The organism is Candidatus Pantoea floridensis, from assembly GCF_900215435.1.
GTDB lineage: Bacteria > Pseudomonadota > Gammaproteobacteria > Enterobacterales > Enterobacteriaceae > Pantoea > Pantoea floridensis.
This window is the reverse complement of sequence record NZ_OCMY01000001.1, coordinates 3,373,565-3,391,691: the sequence shown is the minus strand read 5'-3', so window position 1 is coordinate 3,391,691 and position 18,127 is coordinate 3,373,565. Positions and strand designations below refer to the sequence as shown.

Genomic DNA, 18,127 nt, shown 5'->3' with positions numbered 1-18,127 from the left:
CTACATTTGACCCGTGAGGATTTCGTAGGGTGCGCATTTATGCGCACCTGCAAATCACGAGAATGGAGTTGTTGAGTGCAAATACGTTCTTTTGAAGAAACCGATCGCCCTTTTCTGCGCACGCTGTATCTGGCCGCGCGTCGCCATAACTGGACGTGGCTGGCTGGCGATGATTGGCAATTAGAAGATTTCGATGCGGTGATTTTGGGTGAAACCGTGCTGGTAGCCGAACTGGACGGGCATCGCGTGGGGTTTGCGGCGGTGCTGGATAACGACAACTTCCTGCATAGCCTGTATGTCGATCCGGATGCGCAAGGGCAAGGCGTTGGCAGCGCGCTGCTGGAAAAGGTTCAAGAACGTTTCACCTCCACCGGCGCATTGAAATGCTTGCAAAAGAATCAGGCGGCGATGGATTTTTATCTGAAACACGGCTGGCGGCGTGAAGCGGTTGGCGAAAGTGAGCAGGGAAAATATGTGCTGATGCATTTTCCGCTGGCGGCTCGCGCCAGCGAAAGTGGACGCCGTTAAACCGCGCGGAAAGCAATATCGCCCGGGATGATTTCACCCTGCCAATAGAGCTGCGCCGCGACGCGTCCTGCCAGCTGGCGGTACAGCGCGGTAAAATCACTGTCAGGACGGCGCACCACGGTTGGTTCACCATCATCCAGATCTTCACGCAGCGTAATGTGCAGCGGCAGCTGTGCCAGCAGGCGGGTGTGGTAATCCTCCACCAGCTTCTGCGCGCCGCCGGTGCCGAAAATCGGTTCGTGGTGGCCACATTGGCTACAGATGTGCATGCTCATGTTCTCGACCACGCCCAGTACCGGTACGCTCACTTTCTCAAACATCACCATGCCTTTACGTGCATCGATTAACGCGATGTCCTGCGGCGTCGTCACCACTAACGCGCCGGTCACCGGCACGTTCTGCGCCAGCGTAAGCTGAATATCGCCGGTGCCTGGCGGCATATCGAGAATCAAATAGTCGAGATCCGGCCACATGGTTTCGTTCAGCAGCTGCATCAGGGCTTTGCTGGCCATCGGGCCGCGCCACACCATGGCGTTATCGTCGGTTACCAGATAGCCGATGGAGTTGGTTGCCAGGCCGTGCGCCATAATCGGCGCCATGTGCGTGCCATCCGGTGAAGTGGGACGCTGATTTTCGGTGCCGAGCATGTTAGGAATCGACGGGCCGTAAATATCCGCATCAAGAATCCCCACGCGCGCGCCTTCCGCAATCAACGCCAGCGCCATATTCACGGCGGTGCTGGATTTGCCTACGCCACCTTTGCCAGAGCTCACCGCGATGATATTTTTCACACCGGTCGCACCTGGATGGTTTTTCACGCGCTTCAGCGTGGCAATATCGTGGCGCAGCCGCCAGTCGATGGCGCTGGCATCGGTTAAGCGCAGCAATTCTGCACTGGTTTGCGCTTTCAAAACTTCAAAGGCGCTGGCCCACGCAAACGGCATCACCAGCTCGATATGCAGCTTGTCATCCAGCAGCGCCACGTGGCGCAAAGCTTTCAGCGTGGTGAGGTTGTGTTGCAGCGTCGGATGTTCAAAGTCACTCAGCACGCCGCTGACCAGGGCCCGCAGCGCTTCAGGTGAATGATGTTGCTGGGATTGTGAAGTCATCCCTACTCCTTGTTTTTTCATCTCGCCAGATTGCGGCGGTGTCTGTTCAATAATATCAGATAGGCGCTAAAAGTGACGCGGATGTCCTGTCGTGTTTACGCCAGAGAGTGCTTCGGTTAACATCTAAATCCGATTTTTCTTCAACGGAACGCTACGCAAACATGACTCAAGTCGCTAAAAAAATTCTGGTAACGTGCGCACTGCCGTACGCAAACGGTTCAATCCATCTCGGTCACATGCTTGAACACATTCAGGCTGACATTTGGGTCCGTTACCAGCGAATGCGTGGCAACCAGGTTCACTTCATCTGTGCTGACGACGCCCATGGCACGCCAATCATGCTGAAAGCGCAGCAGTTGGGTGTGGCACCAGAGCAGATGATTGCCGAAATGAAGCAAGAGCACGAGACCGATTTCGCCGGCTTCAACATCGGCTACGACAACTATCACTCGACGCACAGCGATGAGAACCGTCAGCTGTCCGAGCTGATTTATGGTCGTCTGAAAGAGAATGGTTTTATTAAGAACCGTACCATTTCGCAGCTGTACGATCCGGAGAAAGGCATGTTCCTGCCGGACCGTTTCGTCAAGGGCACCTGCCCGAAATGTAAATCACCGGATCAATATGGCGACAACTGCGAAGTGTGCAGCGCGACCTACAGCCCAACCGAGCTGATCGACCCGAAATCGGTGGTTTCTGGCGCTACGCCGGTGCTGCGTGATTCCGAACACTTCTTCTTCGATCTGCCGTCCTTCAGCGCCATGCTGCAGGCGTGGACGCGCTCAGGCGCGCTGCAAGAGCAGGTTGCTAACAAGATGCAGGAGTGGTTTGAATCGGGTCTGCAACAGTGGGATATCTCCCGCGATGCGCCCTATTTCGGCTTTGAAATTCCTGGCGCGCCGGGCAAATACTTCTATGTCTGGCTGGATGCGCCAATCGGCTACATGGGTTCATTTAAAAACCTGTGCGATAAGCGCGGCAATATCGATTTCGACGAGTTCTGGAAGAAAGATTCGACCACCGAGCTGTATCACTTTATCGGTAAAGATATCGTCTATTTCCACAGCCTGTTCTGGCCGGCAATGCTGGAAGGCAGCAACTTCCGCAAGCCAACCAACCTGTTCGTGCATGGTTATGTAACGGTAAACGGCGCGAAGATGTCGAAATCGCGCGGCACCTTTATTAAAGCCAGCACCTGGCTGCAGCATCTGGATGCCGACAGCCTGCGTTATTACTACGCGGCCAAGCTCTCCTCACGCATCGACGATATCGACCTGAATCTGGAAGATTTCGTGCAGCGCGTGAATGCGGATGTGGTGAACAAAGTGGTTAACCTGGCATCGCGTAACGCGGGCTTCCTGACCAAACGCTTTGGCGGCAAACTGGCGAGCGAGCTGGCCGATCCGGCGCTGTATCAGACCTTTGTTGATGCCTCTGAAAGGATTGGCGAAGCCTGGGCCAGCCGCGAATTTAACCGTGCGATTCGTGAAATCATGGCGCTGGCCGATCTGGCTAACCGCTATGTCGATGAGCAGGCGCCATGGGTGGTGGCGAAACAAGAAGGTCGTGATGCCGATCTGCAAGCCATCTGCTCAATGGGCATCAACCTGTTCCGCGTGCTGATGACCTGGCTGAAGCCGGTGCTGCCATCATTGAGTGAGCGTACTGAAGCCTTCCTGCAGAGCGAACTGAGCTGGGATGCGATTGCGCAACCGCTGCTCGATCACGACGTAGCACCGTTCAAAGCGCTGTATGGCCGTATCGAGATGAGCAAAGTTGAGGCGCTGGTTGAAGCCTCAAAAGAGGATGCGGCGGCGACAAATAAGCCTGCAGCAACCGGGCCGCTGGCCGATGCGCCAATTGGTGACACCATCACCATTGATGATTTCGCCAAGGTCGATATGCGTGTGGCGCTGATTGAGAAAGCCGAGCTGGTAGACGGTTCTGACAAGCTGCTGCGTCTGGAGCTGGATGTGGGCGGCGAGAAGCGTCAGATCTTCTCTGGTATTCGCGCGGCGTATCCGGATCCTTCCGTGCTGGTTGGCAAAATGACCATCATCGTCGCCAACCTCGCGCCGCGTAAAATGCGCTTCGGTATTTCAGAAGGCATGGTGCTGTCAGCCGGTCCGGGCGGAAAAGACCTGTTCGTGCTGTCGGTCGATAGCGGCGCAGTACCGGGAATGCCGGTTAAGTAAGCTAATAAGCCGCCTTAGGGCGGCTTTTTTGTCGCTGTCTATCCCCTTAGCCTGCGCGTAGTAGGGTCGCCATTCATGGCGACCGGGACAGACATTCTTGTGATCGCTAGCACGCTAAGCGCTTAATGCGTATGATGAAGCGCCATGAAAACAGGAGCCTGACATGCCCTCCGTGCTATCTGCCTGCTGGCGCTATCTGCGCGCCTTCATCATTATTTATGCGGCGCTTTACGCCGGAATGGGGATATCTGCCCTGCTCCCAATCACTATTCCCGGTAGCATTATCGGCATGCTGCTGCTGTTCCTACTGCTGGCGCTGCAAATTCTGCCGGTTGACTGGGTCAAACCCGGCTGTCATTTGCTGATTCGCTACATGGCACTGCTGTTTGTTCCCATTAGCGTAGGCGTAATGGGTTATACCGACATTCTCACCGCCCAGTTTGGGCCGATTGTGGTGTCGTGCATGGTCAGCACTTTCCTGGTTTTGCTAATTGTCGGCCTGAGCGCAGAACGAATGCAGCGTCCGCAGGAGAAAAACCATGACTGATGCCTGGTGGTCGCTACCGCTGACCGTGATCGCCTATCTGCTGGCGCGCAAGCTGGCGGCGAAAATCAATATTTCCATCGTCAATCCCTTGCTGGTCGCGATGGCGATTGTCATTCCGCTCCTATTGATCACCCACATGCCCTATGCCCGCTATTTTGCTGGCAGCAGCCTGCTGAATCAGCTACTGCAACCCGCCGTGGTCGCGCTGGCCCTGCCGCTGTACGAGCAGATGCATCAAATTCGCGCGCGCTGGAAAACCATTATCAGCGTGTGTTTCATTGGCAGCATTACAGCGATGGTGTCAGGCACTGCCATTGCCTTATGGATGGGCGCGACGCCAGAAATCGCCGCCACTATCATGCCAAAATCGGTTACCACGCCGATTGCGATGGCTGTGTCTGCTTCATTACACGGTATTCCCGCTATTAGTGCGATCTGCGTGCTGATCGCCGGGGTGCTGGGCGCGGTATTTGGTCATATGTTGCTGAATCTGTTTAAGGTGAAGAGCAAATCCTCGCGAGGTTTGGCGATTGGTAACGCTTCGCATGCGTTAGGTACGGCGCGTGCTGCAGAGATCGATTATCAGGAAGGCGCATTCAGCTCTTTAGCGCTGGTGATCTGCGGCATCATTACGTCATTACTGGCACCCTTTCTTTTTCCCCTGTTAATGCATTGGTTTGGCTAAAACTTGCGAGAGATCTCGCAAAGTTGAAACAACCCAATCAGCTTGCATTGTCAGAGCGACTTGGATCACATATAAAACGTCAGGCGGCGCATTGCCGCTAACGCGAAACTGAGGTCATCACATCATGCATCCACGATTCTCTACTGCTTTTTCTGCCCTGCCCGCAGCGCTACAAACGGCGATCCAGCCGCTGCTGGATGCGGCTGATTTCCATGGCGTATTGCGTCCTCAGGATATCGCGCAATTGAAACAGCTTACCGGTCTGGATGATGATGCGCTGGCGCTGGCACTGTTGCCGCTGGCAGCAAGTTGCGCTGTGGCTACCGTTTCGAATTTCAACGTCGGCGCCATTTCTCGCGGCGTTAGCGGCCATTGGTATTTCGGGGCCAATATGGAGTTCCTGCACGCGCCGCTGCAGCAGACGGTACATGCCGAGCAAAGTGCGATTACCCATGCCTGGCTACGCGGTGAAGAGAAATTAGCGGCAATTACCGTCAACTACACGCCGTGCGGCCATTGCCGCCAGTTCATGAATGAGCTTAATAGCGGCACCGCAATTCGCATTAGCTTGCCGGGACGCGCCGTGAGCACGCTCGGTGATTATCTGCCGGATGCGTTTGGCCCCGCTGATTTGAACATCACCGAACGTTTGTTAACGCCGGTCAATCATGGTTTTGCCGTAAAGGGTGATGCATTGCAACAAGCGGCCATTGAGGCCGCAAATCACAGTCACGCACCTTACAGCCAGAGCTACAGCGGCGTAGCACTTCGCAGCCAGAGTGGTACAACCTTTACGGGCCGCTATGCGGAAAATGCCGCTTTTAACCCAAGCTTGCCACCATTACAGGCCGCGCTGATTTTAATGAACATGAGCAATGAAGCGCTCGATACTATTCAGCAGGCCGTGCTGGCCGAATCTCAGGGCAGCACGCTAAGTCAGTCGGATGCCACGCGCGCGACGCTGGCAGCCCTGGGATGTGAAGATTTCTCACTTACTTTAGTTTCGAAAACATCAGTTTAGTGATCCTTTTACCGCTTTTGTGACCTTTTGTTAACAAAAGCTGTACATCTGCAGGAATTTTCATAGGATCGGGCGCCAGACCCTCTTCACATCCAGATGGACTGGCGTTACCTTTTCTCGGCGATACGTCAGAAAACACTGCAACCGGAGCAAGCACTGCATGGAACTCGACTACGAAAGTAAACGTCCGCTGTATATTCCTTACGCGGGTCCGATCCTGCTGGAATTTCCGCTGTTGAACAAAGGCAGCGCCTTCAGCCTTGAAGAACGTAACGAATTTAACCTAAACGGTCTGCTGCCTGAGGCAGTGGAATCCATCGAAGAGCAGGCAGAACGAGCCTGGCGCCAGTTTCTGGATTTCAAAAACAATAACGACAAGCATGTTTACCTGCGCAACATCCAAGACACCAACGAAACCCTCTTCTACCGACTGCTCGATAATCATCTGGAAGAGATGATGCCGATTATCTACACCCCAACCGTCGGCGCCGCCTGTGAGCACTTCTCAGAAATCTACCGCCGCGCACGTGGTGTATTCATCTCTTATAACAACCGCGATCGCATTGAAGACATGCTGCAAAACGCCACCAAGCAGAATGTGAAGGTGATTGTGGTGACCGATGGCGAGCGTATTCTTGGCCTCGGCGATCTGGGTATTGGCGGCATGGGCATCCCAATCGGTAAGCTGTCGCTGTATACCGCGTGCGGTGGCATCAGCCCGGCTTATACCTTGCCGGTTGTGCTGGACGTGGGTACCAATAACCAGCAGCTGCTGAACGACCCGCTCTACATGGGCTGGCGCCATCCGCGTATCACTGGTGAAGAATACGAAGAATTCGTTAACGAATTCATTCAGGCGGTTAATCGCCGCTGGCCAAATGTGCTGTTGCAGTTTGAAGACTTTGCACAGAAAAACGCCATGCCGCTGCTGGAACGCTATCGTGATGAGATCTGCTGCTTTAACGACGACATTCAGGGCACCGCCGCCGTTACCGTTGGCACCCTAATCGCTGCCAGCCGCGCTGCCGGCAGCCGCCTGTGTGAGCAGAAAGTGGTATTCCTGGGTGCCGGTTCTGCCGGTTGTGGTATCGCCGAGCAGATTATCGCGCAGATGAAGTCTGAAGGCTTAAGTGATGATGAAGCCCGCAGCCGGGTGATGATGGTGGACCGTTTTGGTCTGCTGACCGACAAGCTGCCTAATCTGCTTAATTTCCAGAGCAAGCTGGTGCAGAAGAGCGACAGCTTGAAAGAGTGGGACACCAGCAGCGACTCAATTTCTCTGCTGGACGTGGTGCGCAATGCCAAACCAGATATTCTGATCGGCGTGTCTGGCCAGCCTGGCCTGTTCACCGAAGAGATTATCCGCGAGATGCACAAACACACGAAGCGGCCGATCGTTATGCCGTTGTCGAACCCGACGTCACGCGTGGAAGCAACGCCAGCCGACATCATCGCCTGGACCGACGGTGCAGCGCTGGTTGCCACCGGCAGCCCATTCTCGCCGGTGACGTGGAAAGGGAAAACCTTTCCAATCGCCCAGTGCAATAACTCCTATATCTTCCCTGGAATTGGTTTGGGCGTAATCGCTTCTGGCGCCAGCCGCGTGACGGATTCGATGCTGATGACCGCCAGCCGCGCTTTGGCTGACTGTTCACCGCTGGCGAATGATGGTGAAGGACCGGTTCTGCCGGAAATCAAAGATATTCAGGGCGTTTCGAAGCTGATTGCCATCGAAGTAGGTAAAGCGGCGCAGCTGGCTGGTGTGGCGGTTGTCACTTCAGAAGATGTCTTGTCGAAAGCCGTGAGCAACAACTTCTGGCTGCCGCAGTATCGTCACTATCGCCGTACCTCGATTTAAGTCGCAGCACGATCGGACTTTGCAGGTCCGATCGTGTTTAAAAAAACGCCGGCCAACTGGCGTTTACTTGCTTCCCCCGTCCGCCTCAAGTAGCCTTTAGCCATTCTGAATTCTGCCAACCGAGTGCCCGCGCGCATGATTAAACGCGTATTGTTTGGTCTGTTTTTCATCATCTTATTGGTGGTGGCGACCGCGCTCGGCCTGGATCGCTGGATCAGCTGGAAAACCGCCCCCTTTATTTATGAAGATGTCACCTCGCTGCCGCATCGTCAGGTCGGCGTGGTCTTGGGCACGGCTAAGTATTACCGCACCGGCGTTATCAATCAGTATTACCTCTACCGTATTCAGGGGGCATTGAACGCCTACAATAGCGGCAAGGTAAATTATCTGCTGCTGAGCGGTGATAATGCGCAGCAAAGCTATAACGAGCCAATGACCATGCGTCGTGATTTGATCAAAGCCGGCGTAGCGCCGGCAGATATCGTGCTGGATTATGCCGGTTTTCGCACGCTGGATTCGATTGTGCGCACGCGAAAAGTGTTCGATACCAACGATTTCATCATTATTACCCAGCGTTTTCACTGTGAGCGTGCGTTGTATATTGCGCTGCATTTAGGCATTCAGGCGCAGTGTTATGCGGTGCCATCGCCGAAGAATATGTTGTCGGTGCGTTTCCGTGAAGTGGGGGCGCGTTTAGGTGCGCTGGCGGATTTGTATTTGATGAAGCGTGAACCGCGCTTCCTTGGGCCGCTGGTGCCAATTCCGGCGGTGCATGAAGTCCCTGAGGACGCGCAGAGTTATCCGGCGGTCACGCCAGAGCAGCTGTTAGAGCTGGAAGAGAAGTTACAGAAATAAAAAAGGGTCGCCTGCAGGCGACCCTTTTTTGATGACGTTTGTTACTTCTTACGCGCGTATTTCAACGAATCCAGCGCCACGGCGAAGATGATGATGCCGCCCTTAATAATGTACTGCCAGTAAGGGTTCACGCCGATGTAGGTCAAACCGTAGTTGATGACGGTAAAGATGATTACACCGGTTACCACACCCGCCACTGAACCCACACCCCCGGCAAACGACACGCCGCCGACGACACACGCCGCAATCGCATCCAGCTCATACATAAAGCCGAGGTTGTTGGTGGCGCTGCCGATACGGCCCGCTTCCAGCATCCCACCGAACGCGTAGAACACACCCGACAAGGCATAAATCAGAATCAGGTTGAATGGAACGTTTACGCCTGACACTTTTGCGGCTTCCGGGTTACCGCCGATGGCGAAGATGTTGCGACCGAAGCGGGTTTTATTCCACAGCACCCAAACAAAGACGATGGCAATGACGGCGTAGAAGGTGATAAACGACAGTTTAAAATCACCGAAACGCAGGAAGCCCTGGGCAAATTTGGAGAAGCCCGGATCGAAACCGGCAATCGGCGAGGCACCCACAAAGTCGTAATAGAGTGAGTTGATACCGTAAACAATGATCATGGTACCCAGGGTGGTGATAAATGGCGTTACCTTGAGGTAAGCAATAATCACACCGTTCACCAAACCAATTACACCGCCGATGATGCAAACAGTCAGAATAACTAACGGGATTGGCACGGTATCCAGATGCGGGAACACTTTGTTGGCGTTATCCATGGCCTGCAGCAATGTGGCAGCAACCACCGCCGCTAAGCCCACCTGACGTCCTGCCGAAAGATCGGTACCTTGCGTAACAATCAAGCCGGCAACACCCAGCGCGATAATGATACGCACAGAGGATTGGGTCAGGATATTACTCAGGTTCATTAAACTTAAAAAAGTGGGATCCTGGAAAATAATAATTGCCAGCAGTACAAACAGGACAACATAAATGCCACCCTCTTTTAACCAGGTTAGCGCATTCTTTTTAGTAGTCGCTTTCATGTTAAAGCCCTTGCTTCATTAAAGGTGTAATGACGCTAAACGCAGGATTTCATTCTGCGAGGTCGTTTTGGTATCAACAATGCCCGCTACCTGGCCATTACTCATCACTAAAATACGATCGGTAATACCCAACAGTTCTGGCATTTCAGAAGAGATAATAATGATGCCCTTCTCTTTCTTCGCCAACTCAGCAATCAGTTGGTAAATTTCGAATTTTGCACCCACGTCAATGCCACGCGTTGGCTCATCAAGCATCAATATTTCCGGCTGCGTTAATAACCAGCGACCAATAATCACTTTTTGTTGGTTACCACCGGAAAGCGAGCCAATTTGCGTATGATGACCCGGCGTTTTCACGCGCATTGAATCAATTACCCATTGGGTATCACTCTTCATGCGTTTATTATCGAGCAATCCCATGCTGGATTTATACTTTTTAATATTGGAGATAAGCGAGTTAAAGCCAATATCCAGATAAGCATAAATACCGGTGGAACGACGCTCTTCCGTCACCAGCGCAAAACCGTGATTAATCGCTTCATTGGCGCTGTGGTTATTAATACTTTTCCCGTGCAGCTTAATGGTGCCACCCGACTTTTCGCGAATACCAAACAGGGTTTCGACGATGTCAGTTCGCTTCGCCCCCACCAAACCTGCAATGCCGAGAATCTCCCCTTTATGCAGATCAAATGAGATGTCGCGAATGGAAGGCTGACGCAACGAGGTTAAGTGGCGCACCTCTAGAATGACTTCACCCGGTACGTTCGATTTGTCTGGGAAACGCTGGTTCAATGAACGGCCAACCATCATTGAGATGATTTTGTCCATATCCAACCCTTCCAGCGGCTGGGTAGCAATCCACTGACCATCACGCAAAATGGTGATCTCATCGCACAGCTGGAAGATCTCTTCCATCTTGTGTGAGATATACACGATGCCGCAGCCACGGTCTTTTAGCTTACGGATGATGGTGAACAGATGGTTTACTTCTTTTTCGGTCAGCGACGAGGTCGGCTCATCCATAATAACGATTTTGGCGTTATACGAGAAAGCTTTGGCGATCTCAATCATCTGCATTTGCGAAACAGATAAGGTGGCGACTTTATCGCGCGGATCGATATCAATATCTAATTCATCAAAGATCGCTTTGGTATCGCGATACATTTTATCCTGATCGACAAACACACCTTTACGCGGATAACGACCAAGCCACATGTTATCCATTACGTTGCGTTGCAAAACCAGGTTTAATTCCTGATGCACCATCGACACGCCATTTTCCAGCGCCTCTTTGGAGCTTTTGTAATCAATTTCCTCACCCTGAAACAGGATGCTCCCCGTATCCTTTTTATAAATCCCAAACAGACATTTTAATAATGTAGATTTCCCGGCACCGTTTTCTCCCATTAATGCATGAACGGAGTGCGGCCGCACTTTTAAATTCACATTATCTAAGGCTTTAACCCCTGGAAATGATTTCGAGACATTCGTCATCTCCAGCAGATATTCACGCTGTGTGGTCGGATTCTCACTGGCCATAATTTACCTGGCTAAATAAAGCGTTGGTCAGATGCAATAAGGCGCGGCGAAGTGCCGCGCCCAGGATGAATTACTTCACAAACTGCGACAGATTTTCTTTATCTACTGGTACGTAAGGAACACGTACGATTTTATTTTCCATCTTGAAGTTAGTGCCTGCGGTGGCTTCTTTGCCATTGGCCAGGTTATTGGCAATATCCAATGTGGCTTTTGCCTGGTTTTCCGCATCATTCAGCACGGTACCCGCCAGCGCACCAGATTTCACCAGCGCCAGCGCTTCTGGCAGTGCATCCACGCCAAACACCGGAATATTGGTTTTGTTGTGGGCTTTCAGCGCTTCAACCGCACCCATCGCCATCGCATCGTTGTTGGCGATGATCACTTCAATTTTGTCAGCGTTCGGGCCAGACAGCCAGGCATCCACTTTGTCTTTTGCCTGTGCGGTATCCCACATCGCTGTATCCATCATCAGCTGCTGCGTTTTCAGGCCGTCTTTGTTCAGGGTATCAATCACGTATTTAGTACGCGCTTCAGCGTCCGGATGGCCCGGCTCGCCTTTCAGCAGCGCGAACTGAATTTGACCATCTTTGTTCAGATCCCAGGCTGGCGTCGCCTTCCAGTGCTTCTCAATCAGCTGACCCTGGATAATGCCTGACTCTTTAGAATCGGTACCAACGTAATAAGCCTTCGGATAGCTTGCCAGCACTTTGGCGTTTGGTTCTTTGTTGAAGAACACCACTGGCACATCGTTGGCTTTCGCTTTATCGATCACCACTGCCGCAGCAGCCGGATCCACCAGGTTGATCGCCAGCGCTTTCACGCCTTTCGCCATCAACACGTCGATCTGGTCATTTTGCTTGGATTGGTCGTTCTGCGAGTCATTCATCAGCAGCTGGATGCCACCGACGGTTTTGGCTTCTTTCTCAATGTCCTTACGCACCATCGACATGAAGTTATCGTCGTATTTGTAAATGGTCACGCCAATGCGAGTATCGGCGGCGTGCGCAGTTGCACCAAACATCATGCTGGCAACCAGTGCTGTGAGCGTGAAAACCTTCTTATTCATGGTATCTCCGGTTTTTATGTAGGGCATTTCATTGCGCCGTAATGCCTGCGGGCAGACAGCGCCGTCGGTTTTAATTTGAATCCATGGGGCGGACGCGTAACGCAAAGCCGGGCCACCATCGCAATCCTGACTTCCCTGTACGTAAACGCTTCCTGAAGAGTGTTGTGAACTATTTCAATCGGCTACTGAAACCTGCTGAGAGAAGGATTACCCAGCGTTACATGATGTTTCAGTCCGGTAAGACGCTGCCATCATAGTGAGCGGCATGTTAATTAACTGTGAATACAATCACAGATTGGAAACGGTTACACAGGGCTATCGCCTGAATTAGTGACCGACTCCACAATTTGCCGCTGCGCCACCGAATGACGACGCACTAGCGTCGGCATAAAGCAGTGTGTGGCATGTTGATCCAGTTCGCCTGCAGCCCCCTTCAGCGCCAGCTCTGTAGCAAGTTTAGCCATGGAAACAATAGGATAGCGGACGGTAGTTAATTGCGGATCGGTGTATCTTGAGATGGGAATATCATCAAAACCAATGACTGAAAAATGCTGTGGAACCTGGATGCCGTTGTCCTTAAGCGCCGTCAATGCCCCCGCCGCCATGCCGTCATTGTAGGAAAACACGGCGGTTAAATGTAAATTGCGCCCAAGCAGTTCCACCATCGCCGCTTCCCCCCCTTGCATATCGGGCTCGGCATGCGCAATCCACGCCTCCTGCGGGCGAATACCCTGCTCTGCCAGGGCTTGCAGCCAGCCATCACGCCGCTGCGTCACATCTTCAATTGGGTGACTCGAGCTGAGAAAACCAATGCGTTGATGGCCCTGCTGTAACAGCATGCGCGTGGCAACCTGTGCGCCTGTAACGTTATCAAGGCACACACAGCGATGTTCATAACCAGGAATTGTGCGATTAATCAGTACCATGCCAGGAACGTGATCCATAAATTGCATCAGCTCTGCGTCTGAAAGCGTTTTCGCGTGCACCACTAATGCATTGCAGCGTTGACGTATCAGCACCTCAATCGCGTGGCGTTCTTTTTCTTCCAAGTGCCATGAGTTGCTGATGAGCACGTGTTTATGTACGCGCTGCGCCACGGTATCCACCGCTTTAACTAATGCGCCGAAGAAGGGGTCGGAGACGTCCATCACCACCACACCAATGGTATCGCTGACTTGCGTTGCTAAGGCTTGCGCATTGGCGTTAGGGCGATAGTCGAGTGCATCAACCGCGGCCAACACGGCTTCTCGGGTATCGGCGGTGACTGCACTGCTGTTATTGAGCACACGTGACACGGTGGCAACTGACACACCGGCCTGACGAGCGACATCACGAATCGTTATCATGCAGCTGTTCCACAGGGGCTGAAAATGCGCGACAAGCGCGTAACGGCGCTATTCTGGCAGGGCACAGGGAACGACTACGTGAATTACGTCACACCAATGAAAGCGGTTACATACAATTCTGCAACCTTTGTGATGAATATCATTATCTGGTGGAGGAAGAAGGTGTGGTTTTTCCGGCGGCAAGACGCGTCAATTTACGCCACAGCCACTCCAGCGGCCCCTGTGGGAAAAATCGCAGCCATAGCACAGAAAACAAGATGTTAATCAGCCAGATTGCCGGGACAAAGGCCAGCAGATGCAGGCGATCAAACTTGAGGAAGAGATTGAAACGATAGAAGAGCGTGGTGCAAATGAGCGTCTGTAACAGATAATTGCTCAATGCCATGCGGCCAACGCATTGAATGGCATAGCTTAATCGCGTTGAAGCAATTTGTGGCCAGAAGCCGAGGCAAAGTGCGGCATAGCCAAGGCTGATGAACGGGCTGGCGAGGTCGCGCGGTATTTGCAGAAAAAAGCCGGTCCAGCGGAACTCCCAGCCTATCATCCACTGCGCTGCAATGCCTGGAATCGCAATCAGCCAGCCAATCGTCAGCAGTAATGCTGCAGAGCGTCGATAGTGCTGCACGCTAAATTGCCCGCTAAGCCAGCCGCTACGCATCAGGGCAGCGCCAATCAGCATCAGCCCCGCCAGCTGCCAGCCATATTGGGAGGCCAGCGCCATCAACCCCGATGACAAGTGGTCAAGCCGGTTCTGCACCGCTTCCCAACCACCAAGCATTTTCCAATAGCTTTCATATTCCAGATCGGCCGCGCCAGGCAGCCAGGAGCGCGTGGGATTCGGGCTCGAAATGGCACCAAATACCAGCAAAACGCCGCAGCCAACGAGATAAAGCAGCGCGCCAGTTTGTAGCAGAGCGCGGTCAGACGGCACGTCGCGCAGCATGCGCCAGATAATCAGCCCGATCAGGCCGTAATCCAGCAGAATGTCGCCTTCCCAGAAAAATAGTGCGTGAATAAAGCCGATGAACACCAGCAACGTCAGGCGCGCTGACATCCAGCGGCTGCCGCGCGGCGCTTGCAAATAAAGCCCGGCGCCAAACAGCAAAGCAAACAGCGTAAGAAACTTGAGCTGCGCCAGACCATCCATGACTGCCCAGGTCCAGGCGTCAGATGTGGAAGCCTGCCCTTGCCACGCCGGATTTAGATAGGCTGCCGCGGGCAGCGCAAAACCGACGATATTCAACAGCAAGATGCCGAGAATGGCGCAGCCACGAATGAAATCCAGCGCGAGATAGCGTTGCATCGAGTGCCTTGACGGAGACAGGAAATCGGGCGACAAACCGCCGCCCCAAAGATTAGCTGTGGCGAACCGCGCGCAGGAATTCCTGACGCGTGTTCTGGCTGGATTTAAACAAGCCACCCAGCGAGGTAGTGGTTGTCGCGCTGGTCGCATCCTTCACGCCACGCGCTTTCACGCAGTAGTGCACGGCATCAATCGACACGGCAACGTTATTGGTGCCGAGCAGCGTTTGCAGGGCGACCAACACTTGTTGCGTCAGGCGCTCTTGCACCTGCGGACGCTGGGCGAAGAACTGCACAATGCGGTTAATTTTCGACAGGCCAATCACTTTATCTTTCGGGATGTAGGCCACGGTGGCTTTGCCGTCGATGATCACAAAATGATGCTCGCAGGTGCTGGTCAGCGTGATATCACGCACGGTCACCATCTCATCAACCTTCATCTTGTTTTCGATGACGGTGATCTTCGGGAAGTTGGCGTAATCGAGACCCGAAAAAATTTCATCCACATACATTTTGGCGATGCGGTTGGGCGTCTCCATCAGGCTGTCATCTTCCAGATCCAGATTCAGCAGCTGCATAATTTGGGTCATGTGACCGGCGATTTCACGCTTGCGCGCGGCATCATCCATATCACGTATCGGCGCGCGTAATGGCGTTTCCAGACCACGCGCCAACAGCGCTTCGTGAACCAGGGCGGCTTCCTGACTTAAGGTGCTCATCTTACTCTTCTCCGGCAGGTGATGCGCCCGCGGGTCTTCGCCCACGGGGGAAATTCTGAGCGCGTATTGTGAAACACTCCGCGCCTGTAATCCAGTAATCAATCTGATAGAAGATGAAAGCTTTTCATGCTGTACGGCGGCGTAAAACCAGTATACCTGCAAGGATTAAGCTAAGGCCGGCGACCCACAGCGCGGGTTCCAGTCGATGCGACAGCACGCTGGAAATCCACGACAGCAGCGGACCGCCCAACTGCCCTACCGCATAACCGGTGGTCAACAATCCGGCTAAATAACGCGTATGCTGCGGCACCAGCTCGCGGCCATATTGCAATGCCAGCTGCACTACGCACAGGAAGCCGCCACCAATCAGCAGCGCACCGAGCATCAGGCCGTTCAGACCGGGCATCACAATCGCCGCAATCACGCCCAGTGCCTGCGCCCACAGCACGATAGCGAGACGGAGATGGCTGCTGCCCCAATGCCGCGTGATGATCCCTAGCACAATGCCGATCACCGCAGCGCCGCCGAATACCGGCCAGACAAACTGGGCGAATGCGCTATCAGGGAAACGCGCTGCCGCCATTTGCGACATAAACGTGGCGGGCAGAATGTAGCCGAACCCGGCAAGACTGTAGCTCAACACTAATCGCTTGAGATCGCCATTCAGCACCAGCGGATCGGCGGCTTGATCGGGCCGATGCAGTTGCCCCGTGCGCGGGAGGAAACGCGCAATGGCAGCAATGAGCAACAGCGCCAGCACACCATACGCCGCCCAGGCAAACGCCGCACTGACGCCGCTGGCATGCAGCAGCACAGCCAGCATGCCGCTGAGAAAAATCCCGGTGCCAGGACCGGCAAACACCGCGGCCAATAAACCCGAACGTCCATGCAAGTGCAGCTGCTCGCTGGCCCAGGCGGCCAGCAACACCATTGCCCAACCGCTGGCCCAGCCAATCAGGAAACGAATCACGCCGTGTAACCATGGCCCGCTGACGCACGCTGAAAGCAGCGTCAATATGACTGCGCCCCAAACGCCCACCTGCAGACGCCACTCAACGCGTTTACGCGCGCGCATGGCATCAAAAGATCCAAACAGATAGCCCAGATAGTTGAGTGCCGCCACCAAACTGGCGCTGGTAAGCGTCAACTGACCATCATGAATCATCAATGGAACCTGGGGAGTAAAAGCAAACCGCCCAATCCCCATCGCAACCACTAAACTTAAGAACGCGCTGAGCGCGACGCGAAACGCCATACCGACCTCAGGATGTTTTTATCACTTGTCACTAGCATGCATGACGTTTAAACTCACGAAAAGTGAATAATACTAACGAAGTTGTTTACGAGAAGAGAATATGGATTTAGTACAACTCCGCATGTTCTGCTCCGTCGCCGAGTCTGGCTCATTGGCCCGCGCGGCCGAGCAGCTCCATCGCGTGCCTTCCAATCTCACCACGCGCCTGCGTCAGCTTGAAGAAGAAATTGGCGTGGACTTGTTTATTCGTGAGAAGCAGCGCATTCGCCTGTCGCCGATGGGCCACAATTTTCTCAATTATGCGCAGCGTATTCTGGCACTCAGCGATGAAGCGCTGAATATGGCGCGCGCCGGTGAGCCAGGCGGTAATTTCGCGCTGGGCTCGATGGAAAGCACGGCGGCGACGCGTCTGCCTGCGCTGTTGGCGGCCTATCACCAGCGCTTTCCGGCGGTTGAGCTTTCGCTCATCACTAATACTTCTGGCGAAATCATCGACAAAGTGCGCGAAGGGACGCTGGCGGCCGCGCTGGTCGATGGTCCGGTGGCGCACGATGACCTCAACGGCTGTATCGCGTTTAACGAGCAGATGGTGCTGATTACCAGCCCGGAGCATGCGCCGATAAACAGCGCGCGCGATGTACAGGGCGATACGCTGTTTGCCTTTCGTAACAGTTGTTCTTACCGCACTAAGCTGGAAGCCTGGTATCGCGAGAGCCAAACCGCGCCGAGCAGCGTGATGGAAATTCAGTCCTATCACGCGATGGTCGCCTGCGTGGCCGGTGGCGCGGGCGTGGCGATGATTCCCGCCTCGGTGCTGGCGCAGATGCCTGCCCGTGCGCGCGTCCAGGAACATGCGTTGCCGCCCGCCTACCGCGATACCGCCACCTGGCTAATGTGGCGGCGCGATGCGTTTACCCCCAACGTGGAAGCGCTGAAGTATTTGATTATTGAATTATTTGACGACCGCCCGGTTAACGACGAACTGCGGCATCCGCTGCACGTTGCTGAGTGAGTTTCTTTGTTATCGACATCACGACCATCGGGGCTACT

The 18,127-nt window shown here is 53.8% G+C and carries 16 protein-coding genes; 8 read left to right on the top strand and 8 right to left on the bottom strand.

Annotation, left to right across the window (positions count from 1 at the left end; all coding sequences use genetic code 11):
- The first annotated feature begins 75 nt into the window (after positions 1-75).
- On the top strand, positions 76-528 hold the full coding sequence (locus CRO19_RS15810) for a GNAT family N-acetyltransferase (protein WP_097096668.1): 453 nt from the start codon (positions 76-78) through the stop codon (positions 526-528).
- On the opposite strand, the gene apbC is transcribed toward CRO19_RS15810, so the two are convergent.
- Positions 525-1,637, bottom strand: coding sequence for an iron-sulfur cluster carrier protein ApbC (gene apbC / locus CRO19_RS15805; protein ID WP_097096667.1), 1,113 nt, complete (start codon positions 1,635-1,637; stop codon positions 525-527). The two genes, CRO19_RS15810 and apbC, sit on opposite strands and share 4 nt — an antisense overlap.
- Before the next feature lie 161 nt (positions 1,638-1,798).
- Here apbC and metG point away from each other — a divergent pair, with 161 nt between their 5' ends.
- The 6 genes from metG (at position 1,799) to sanA (ending at position 8,798) form a co-directional block, all read left to right on the top strand.
- The gene (metG, locus tag CRO19_RS15800) at positions 1,799-3,832 is read left to right on the top strand and encodes a methionine--tRNA ligase (protein WP_097096666.1); all 2,034 of its coding nucleotides are present in this window, start codon (positions 1,799-1,801) and stop codon (positions 3,830-3,832) included.
- 163 nt (positions 3,833-3,995) lie between these two features.
- On the top strand, positions 3,996-4,379 hold the full coding sequence (locus CRO19_RS15795) for a CidA/LrgA family protein (protein WP_097096665.1): 384 nt from the start codon (positions 3,996-3,998) through the stop codon (positions 4,377-4,379).
- Positions 4,372-5,064, top strand: a complete 693-nt coding sequence (locus CRO19_RS15790) for a CidB/LrgB family autolysis modulator (protein ID WP_097096664.1) — start codon at positions 4,372-4,374, stop codon at positions 5,062-5,064. The genes CRO19_RS15795 and CRO19_RS15790 overlap by 8 nt, the downstream gene beginning before the upstream one ends.
- A 124-nt stretch (positions 5,065-5,188) precedes the next feature.
- Positions 5,189-6,085, top strand: coding sequence for a cytidine deaminase (gene cdd / locus CRO19_RS15785; RefSeq protein ID WP_097096663.1), 897 nt, complete (start codon positions 5,189-5,191; stop codon positions 6,083-6,085).
- A gap of 160 nt (positions 6,086-6,245) precedes the next feature.
- Positions 6,246-7,943 (top strand): NAD-dependent malic enzyme, encoded by a 1,698-nt coding sequence (locus CRO19_RS15780; protein WP_097096662.1) that lies wholly within the window; start codon positions 6,246-6,248, stop codon positions 7,941-7,943.
- Positions 7,944-8,078: 135 nt separating this feature from the next.
- A complete protein-coding gene (gene sanA / locus CRO19_RS15775) occupies positions 8,079-8,798 on the top strand; it encodes an outer membrane permeability protein SanA (RefSeq protein ID WP_097097677.1) in 720 nt (239 codons plus the stop codon).
- A gap of 41 nt (positions 8,799-8,839) precedes the next feature.
- On the opposite strand, the gene mglC is transcribed toward sanA, so the two are convergent.
- The 7 genes from mglC to CRO19_RS15740 form a co-directional block, all read right to left on the bottom strand.
- The gene (mglC, locus tag CRO19_RS15770; protein ID WP_097096661.1) at positions 8,840-9,850 is read right to left on the bottom strand and encodes a galactose/methyl galactoside ABC transporter permease MglC; all 1,011 of its coding nucleotides are present in this window, start codon (positions 9,848-9,850) and stop codon (positions 8,840-8,842) included.
- Positions 9,851-9,868: 18 nt separating this feature from the next.
- Positions 9,869-11,389 carry a galactose/methyl galactoside ABC transporter ATP-binding protein MglA gene (mglA, locus tag CRO19_RS15765; protein WP_097096660.1) on the bottom strand — a complete coding sequence of 507 codons (1,521 nt, stop codon included), beginning with the start codon at positions 11,387-11,389 and terminating at the stop codon, positions 9,869-9,871.
- A gap of 70 nt (positions 11,390-11,459) precedes the next feature.
- Positions 11,460-12,455, bottom strand: coding sequence for a galactose/glucose ABC transporter substrate-binding protein MglB (gene mglB / locus CRO19_RS15760; RefSeq protein WP_097096659.1), 996 nt, complete (start codon positions 12,453-12,455; stop codon positions 11,460-11,462).
- A gap of 305 nt (positions 12,456-12,760) precedes the next feature.
- The gene (gene galS / locus CRO19_RS15755) at positions 12,761-13,801 is read right to left on the bottom strand and encodes an HTH-type transcriptional regulator GalS (RefSeq protein WP_097096658.1); all 1,041 of its coding nucleotides are present in this window, start codon (positions 13,799-13,801) and stop codon (positions 12,761-12,763) included.
- A gap of 142 nt (positions 13,802-13,943) precedes the next feature.
- On the bottom strand, positions 13,944-15,104 hold the full coding sequence (gene yeiB / locus CRO19_RS15750; protein ID WP_097096657.1) for a DUF418 domain-containing protein YeiB: 1,161 nt from the start codon (positions 15,102-15,104) through the stop codon (positions 13,944-13,946).
- 52 nt (positions 15,105-15,156) lie between these two features.
- Positions 15,157-15,822 carry a GTP cyclohydrolase I FolE gene (folE, locus tag CRO19_RS15745; protein WP_097096656.1) on the bottom strand — a complete coding sequence of 222 codons (666 nt, stop codon included), beginning with the start codon at positions 15,820-15,822 and terminating at the stop codon, positions 15,157-15,159.
- 124 nt (positions 15,823-15,946) lie between these two features.
- Positions 15,947-17,077, bottom strand: coding sequence for a YbfB/YjiJ family MFS transporter (locus CRO19_RS15740; protein ID WP_097096655.1), 1,131 nt, complete (start codon positions 17,075-17,077; stop codon positions 15,947-15,949).
- A 100-nt stretch (positions 17,078-17,177) separates the two neighbouring features.
- Between CRO19_RS15740 and ptrR the strand changes: the two genes are divergently transcribed.
- Complete coding sequence (gene ptrR, locus CRO19_RS15735; RefSeq protein WP_097096654.1) at positions 17,178-18,089, top strand: putrescine utilization regulator PtrR; 912 nt, start codon at positions 17,178-17,180, stop codon at positions 18,087-18,089.
- Positions 18,090-18,127: the final 38 nt, after the last annotated feature.

Coding starts and splice junctions, on each gene's coding strand:
- apbC (WP_097096667.1), bottom strand. CDS start 1,637: ATGACTTCACAATCCCAGCAACATCATTCACCTGAAGCGCTGCGGGCC.
- metG (WP_097096666.1), top strand. CDS start 1,799: ATGACTCAAGTCGCTAAAAAAATTCTGGTAACGTGCGCACTGCCGTAC.
- CRO19_RS15795 (WP_097096665.1), top strand. CDS start 3,996: ATGCCCTCCGTGCTATCTGCCTGCTGGCGCTATCTGCGCGCCTTCATC.
- CRO19_RS15790 (WP_097096664.1), top strand. CDS start 4,372: ATGACTGATGCCTGGTGGTCGCTACCGCTGACCGTGATCGCCTATCTG.
- cdd (WP_097096663.1), top strand. CDS start 5,189: ATGCATCCACGATTCTCTACTGCTTTTTCTGCCCTGCCCGCAGCGCTA.
- CRO19_RS15780 (WP_097096662.1), top strand. CDS start 6,246: ATGGAACTCGACTACGAAAGTAAACGTCCGCTGTATATTCCTTACGCG.
- sanA (WP_097097677.1), top strand. CDS start 8,079: ATGATTAAACGCGTATTGTTTGGTCTGTTTTTCATCATCTTATTGGTG.
- mglC (WP_097096661.1), bottom strand. CDS start 9,850: ATGAAAGCGACTACTAAAAAGAATGCGCTAACCTGGTTAAAAGAGGGT.
- mglA (WP_097096660.1), bottom strand. CDS start 11,389: ATGGCCAGTGAGAATCCGACCACACAGCGTGAATATCTGCTGGAGATG.
- mglB (WP_097096659.1), bottom strand. CDS start 12,455: ATGAATAAGAAGGTTTTCACGCTCACAGCACTGGTTGCCAGCATGATG.
- galS (WP_097096658.1), bottom strand. CDS start 13,801: ATGATAACGATTCGTGATGTCGCTCGTCAGGCCGGTGTGTCAGTTGCC.
- yeiB (WP_097096657.1), bottom strand. CDS start 15,104: ATGCAACGCTATCTCGCGCTGGATTTCATTCGTGGCTGCGCCATTCTC.
- folE (WP_097096656.1), bottom strand. CDS start 15,822: ATGAGCACCTTAAGTCAGGAAGCCGCCCTGGTTCACGAAGCGCTGTTG.
- CRO19_RS15740 (WP_097096655.1), bottom strand. CDS start 17,077: ATGGCGTTTCGCGTCGCGCTCAGCGCGTTCTTAAGTTTAGTGGTTGCG.
- ptrR (WP_097096654.1), top strand. CDS start 17,178: ATGGATTTAGTACAACTCCGCATGTTCTGCTCCGTCGCCGAGTCTGGC.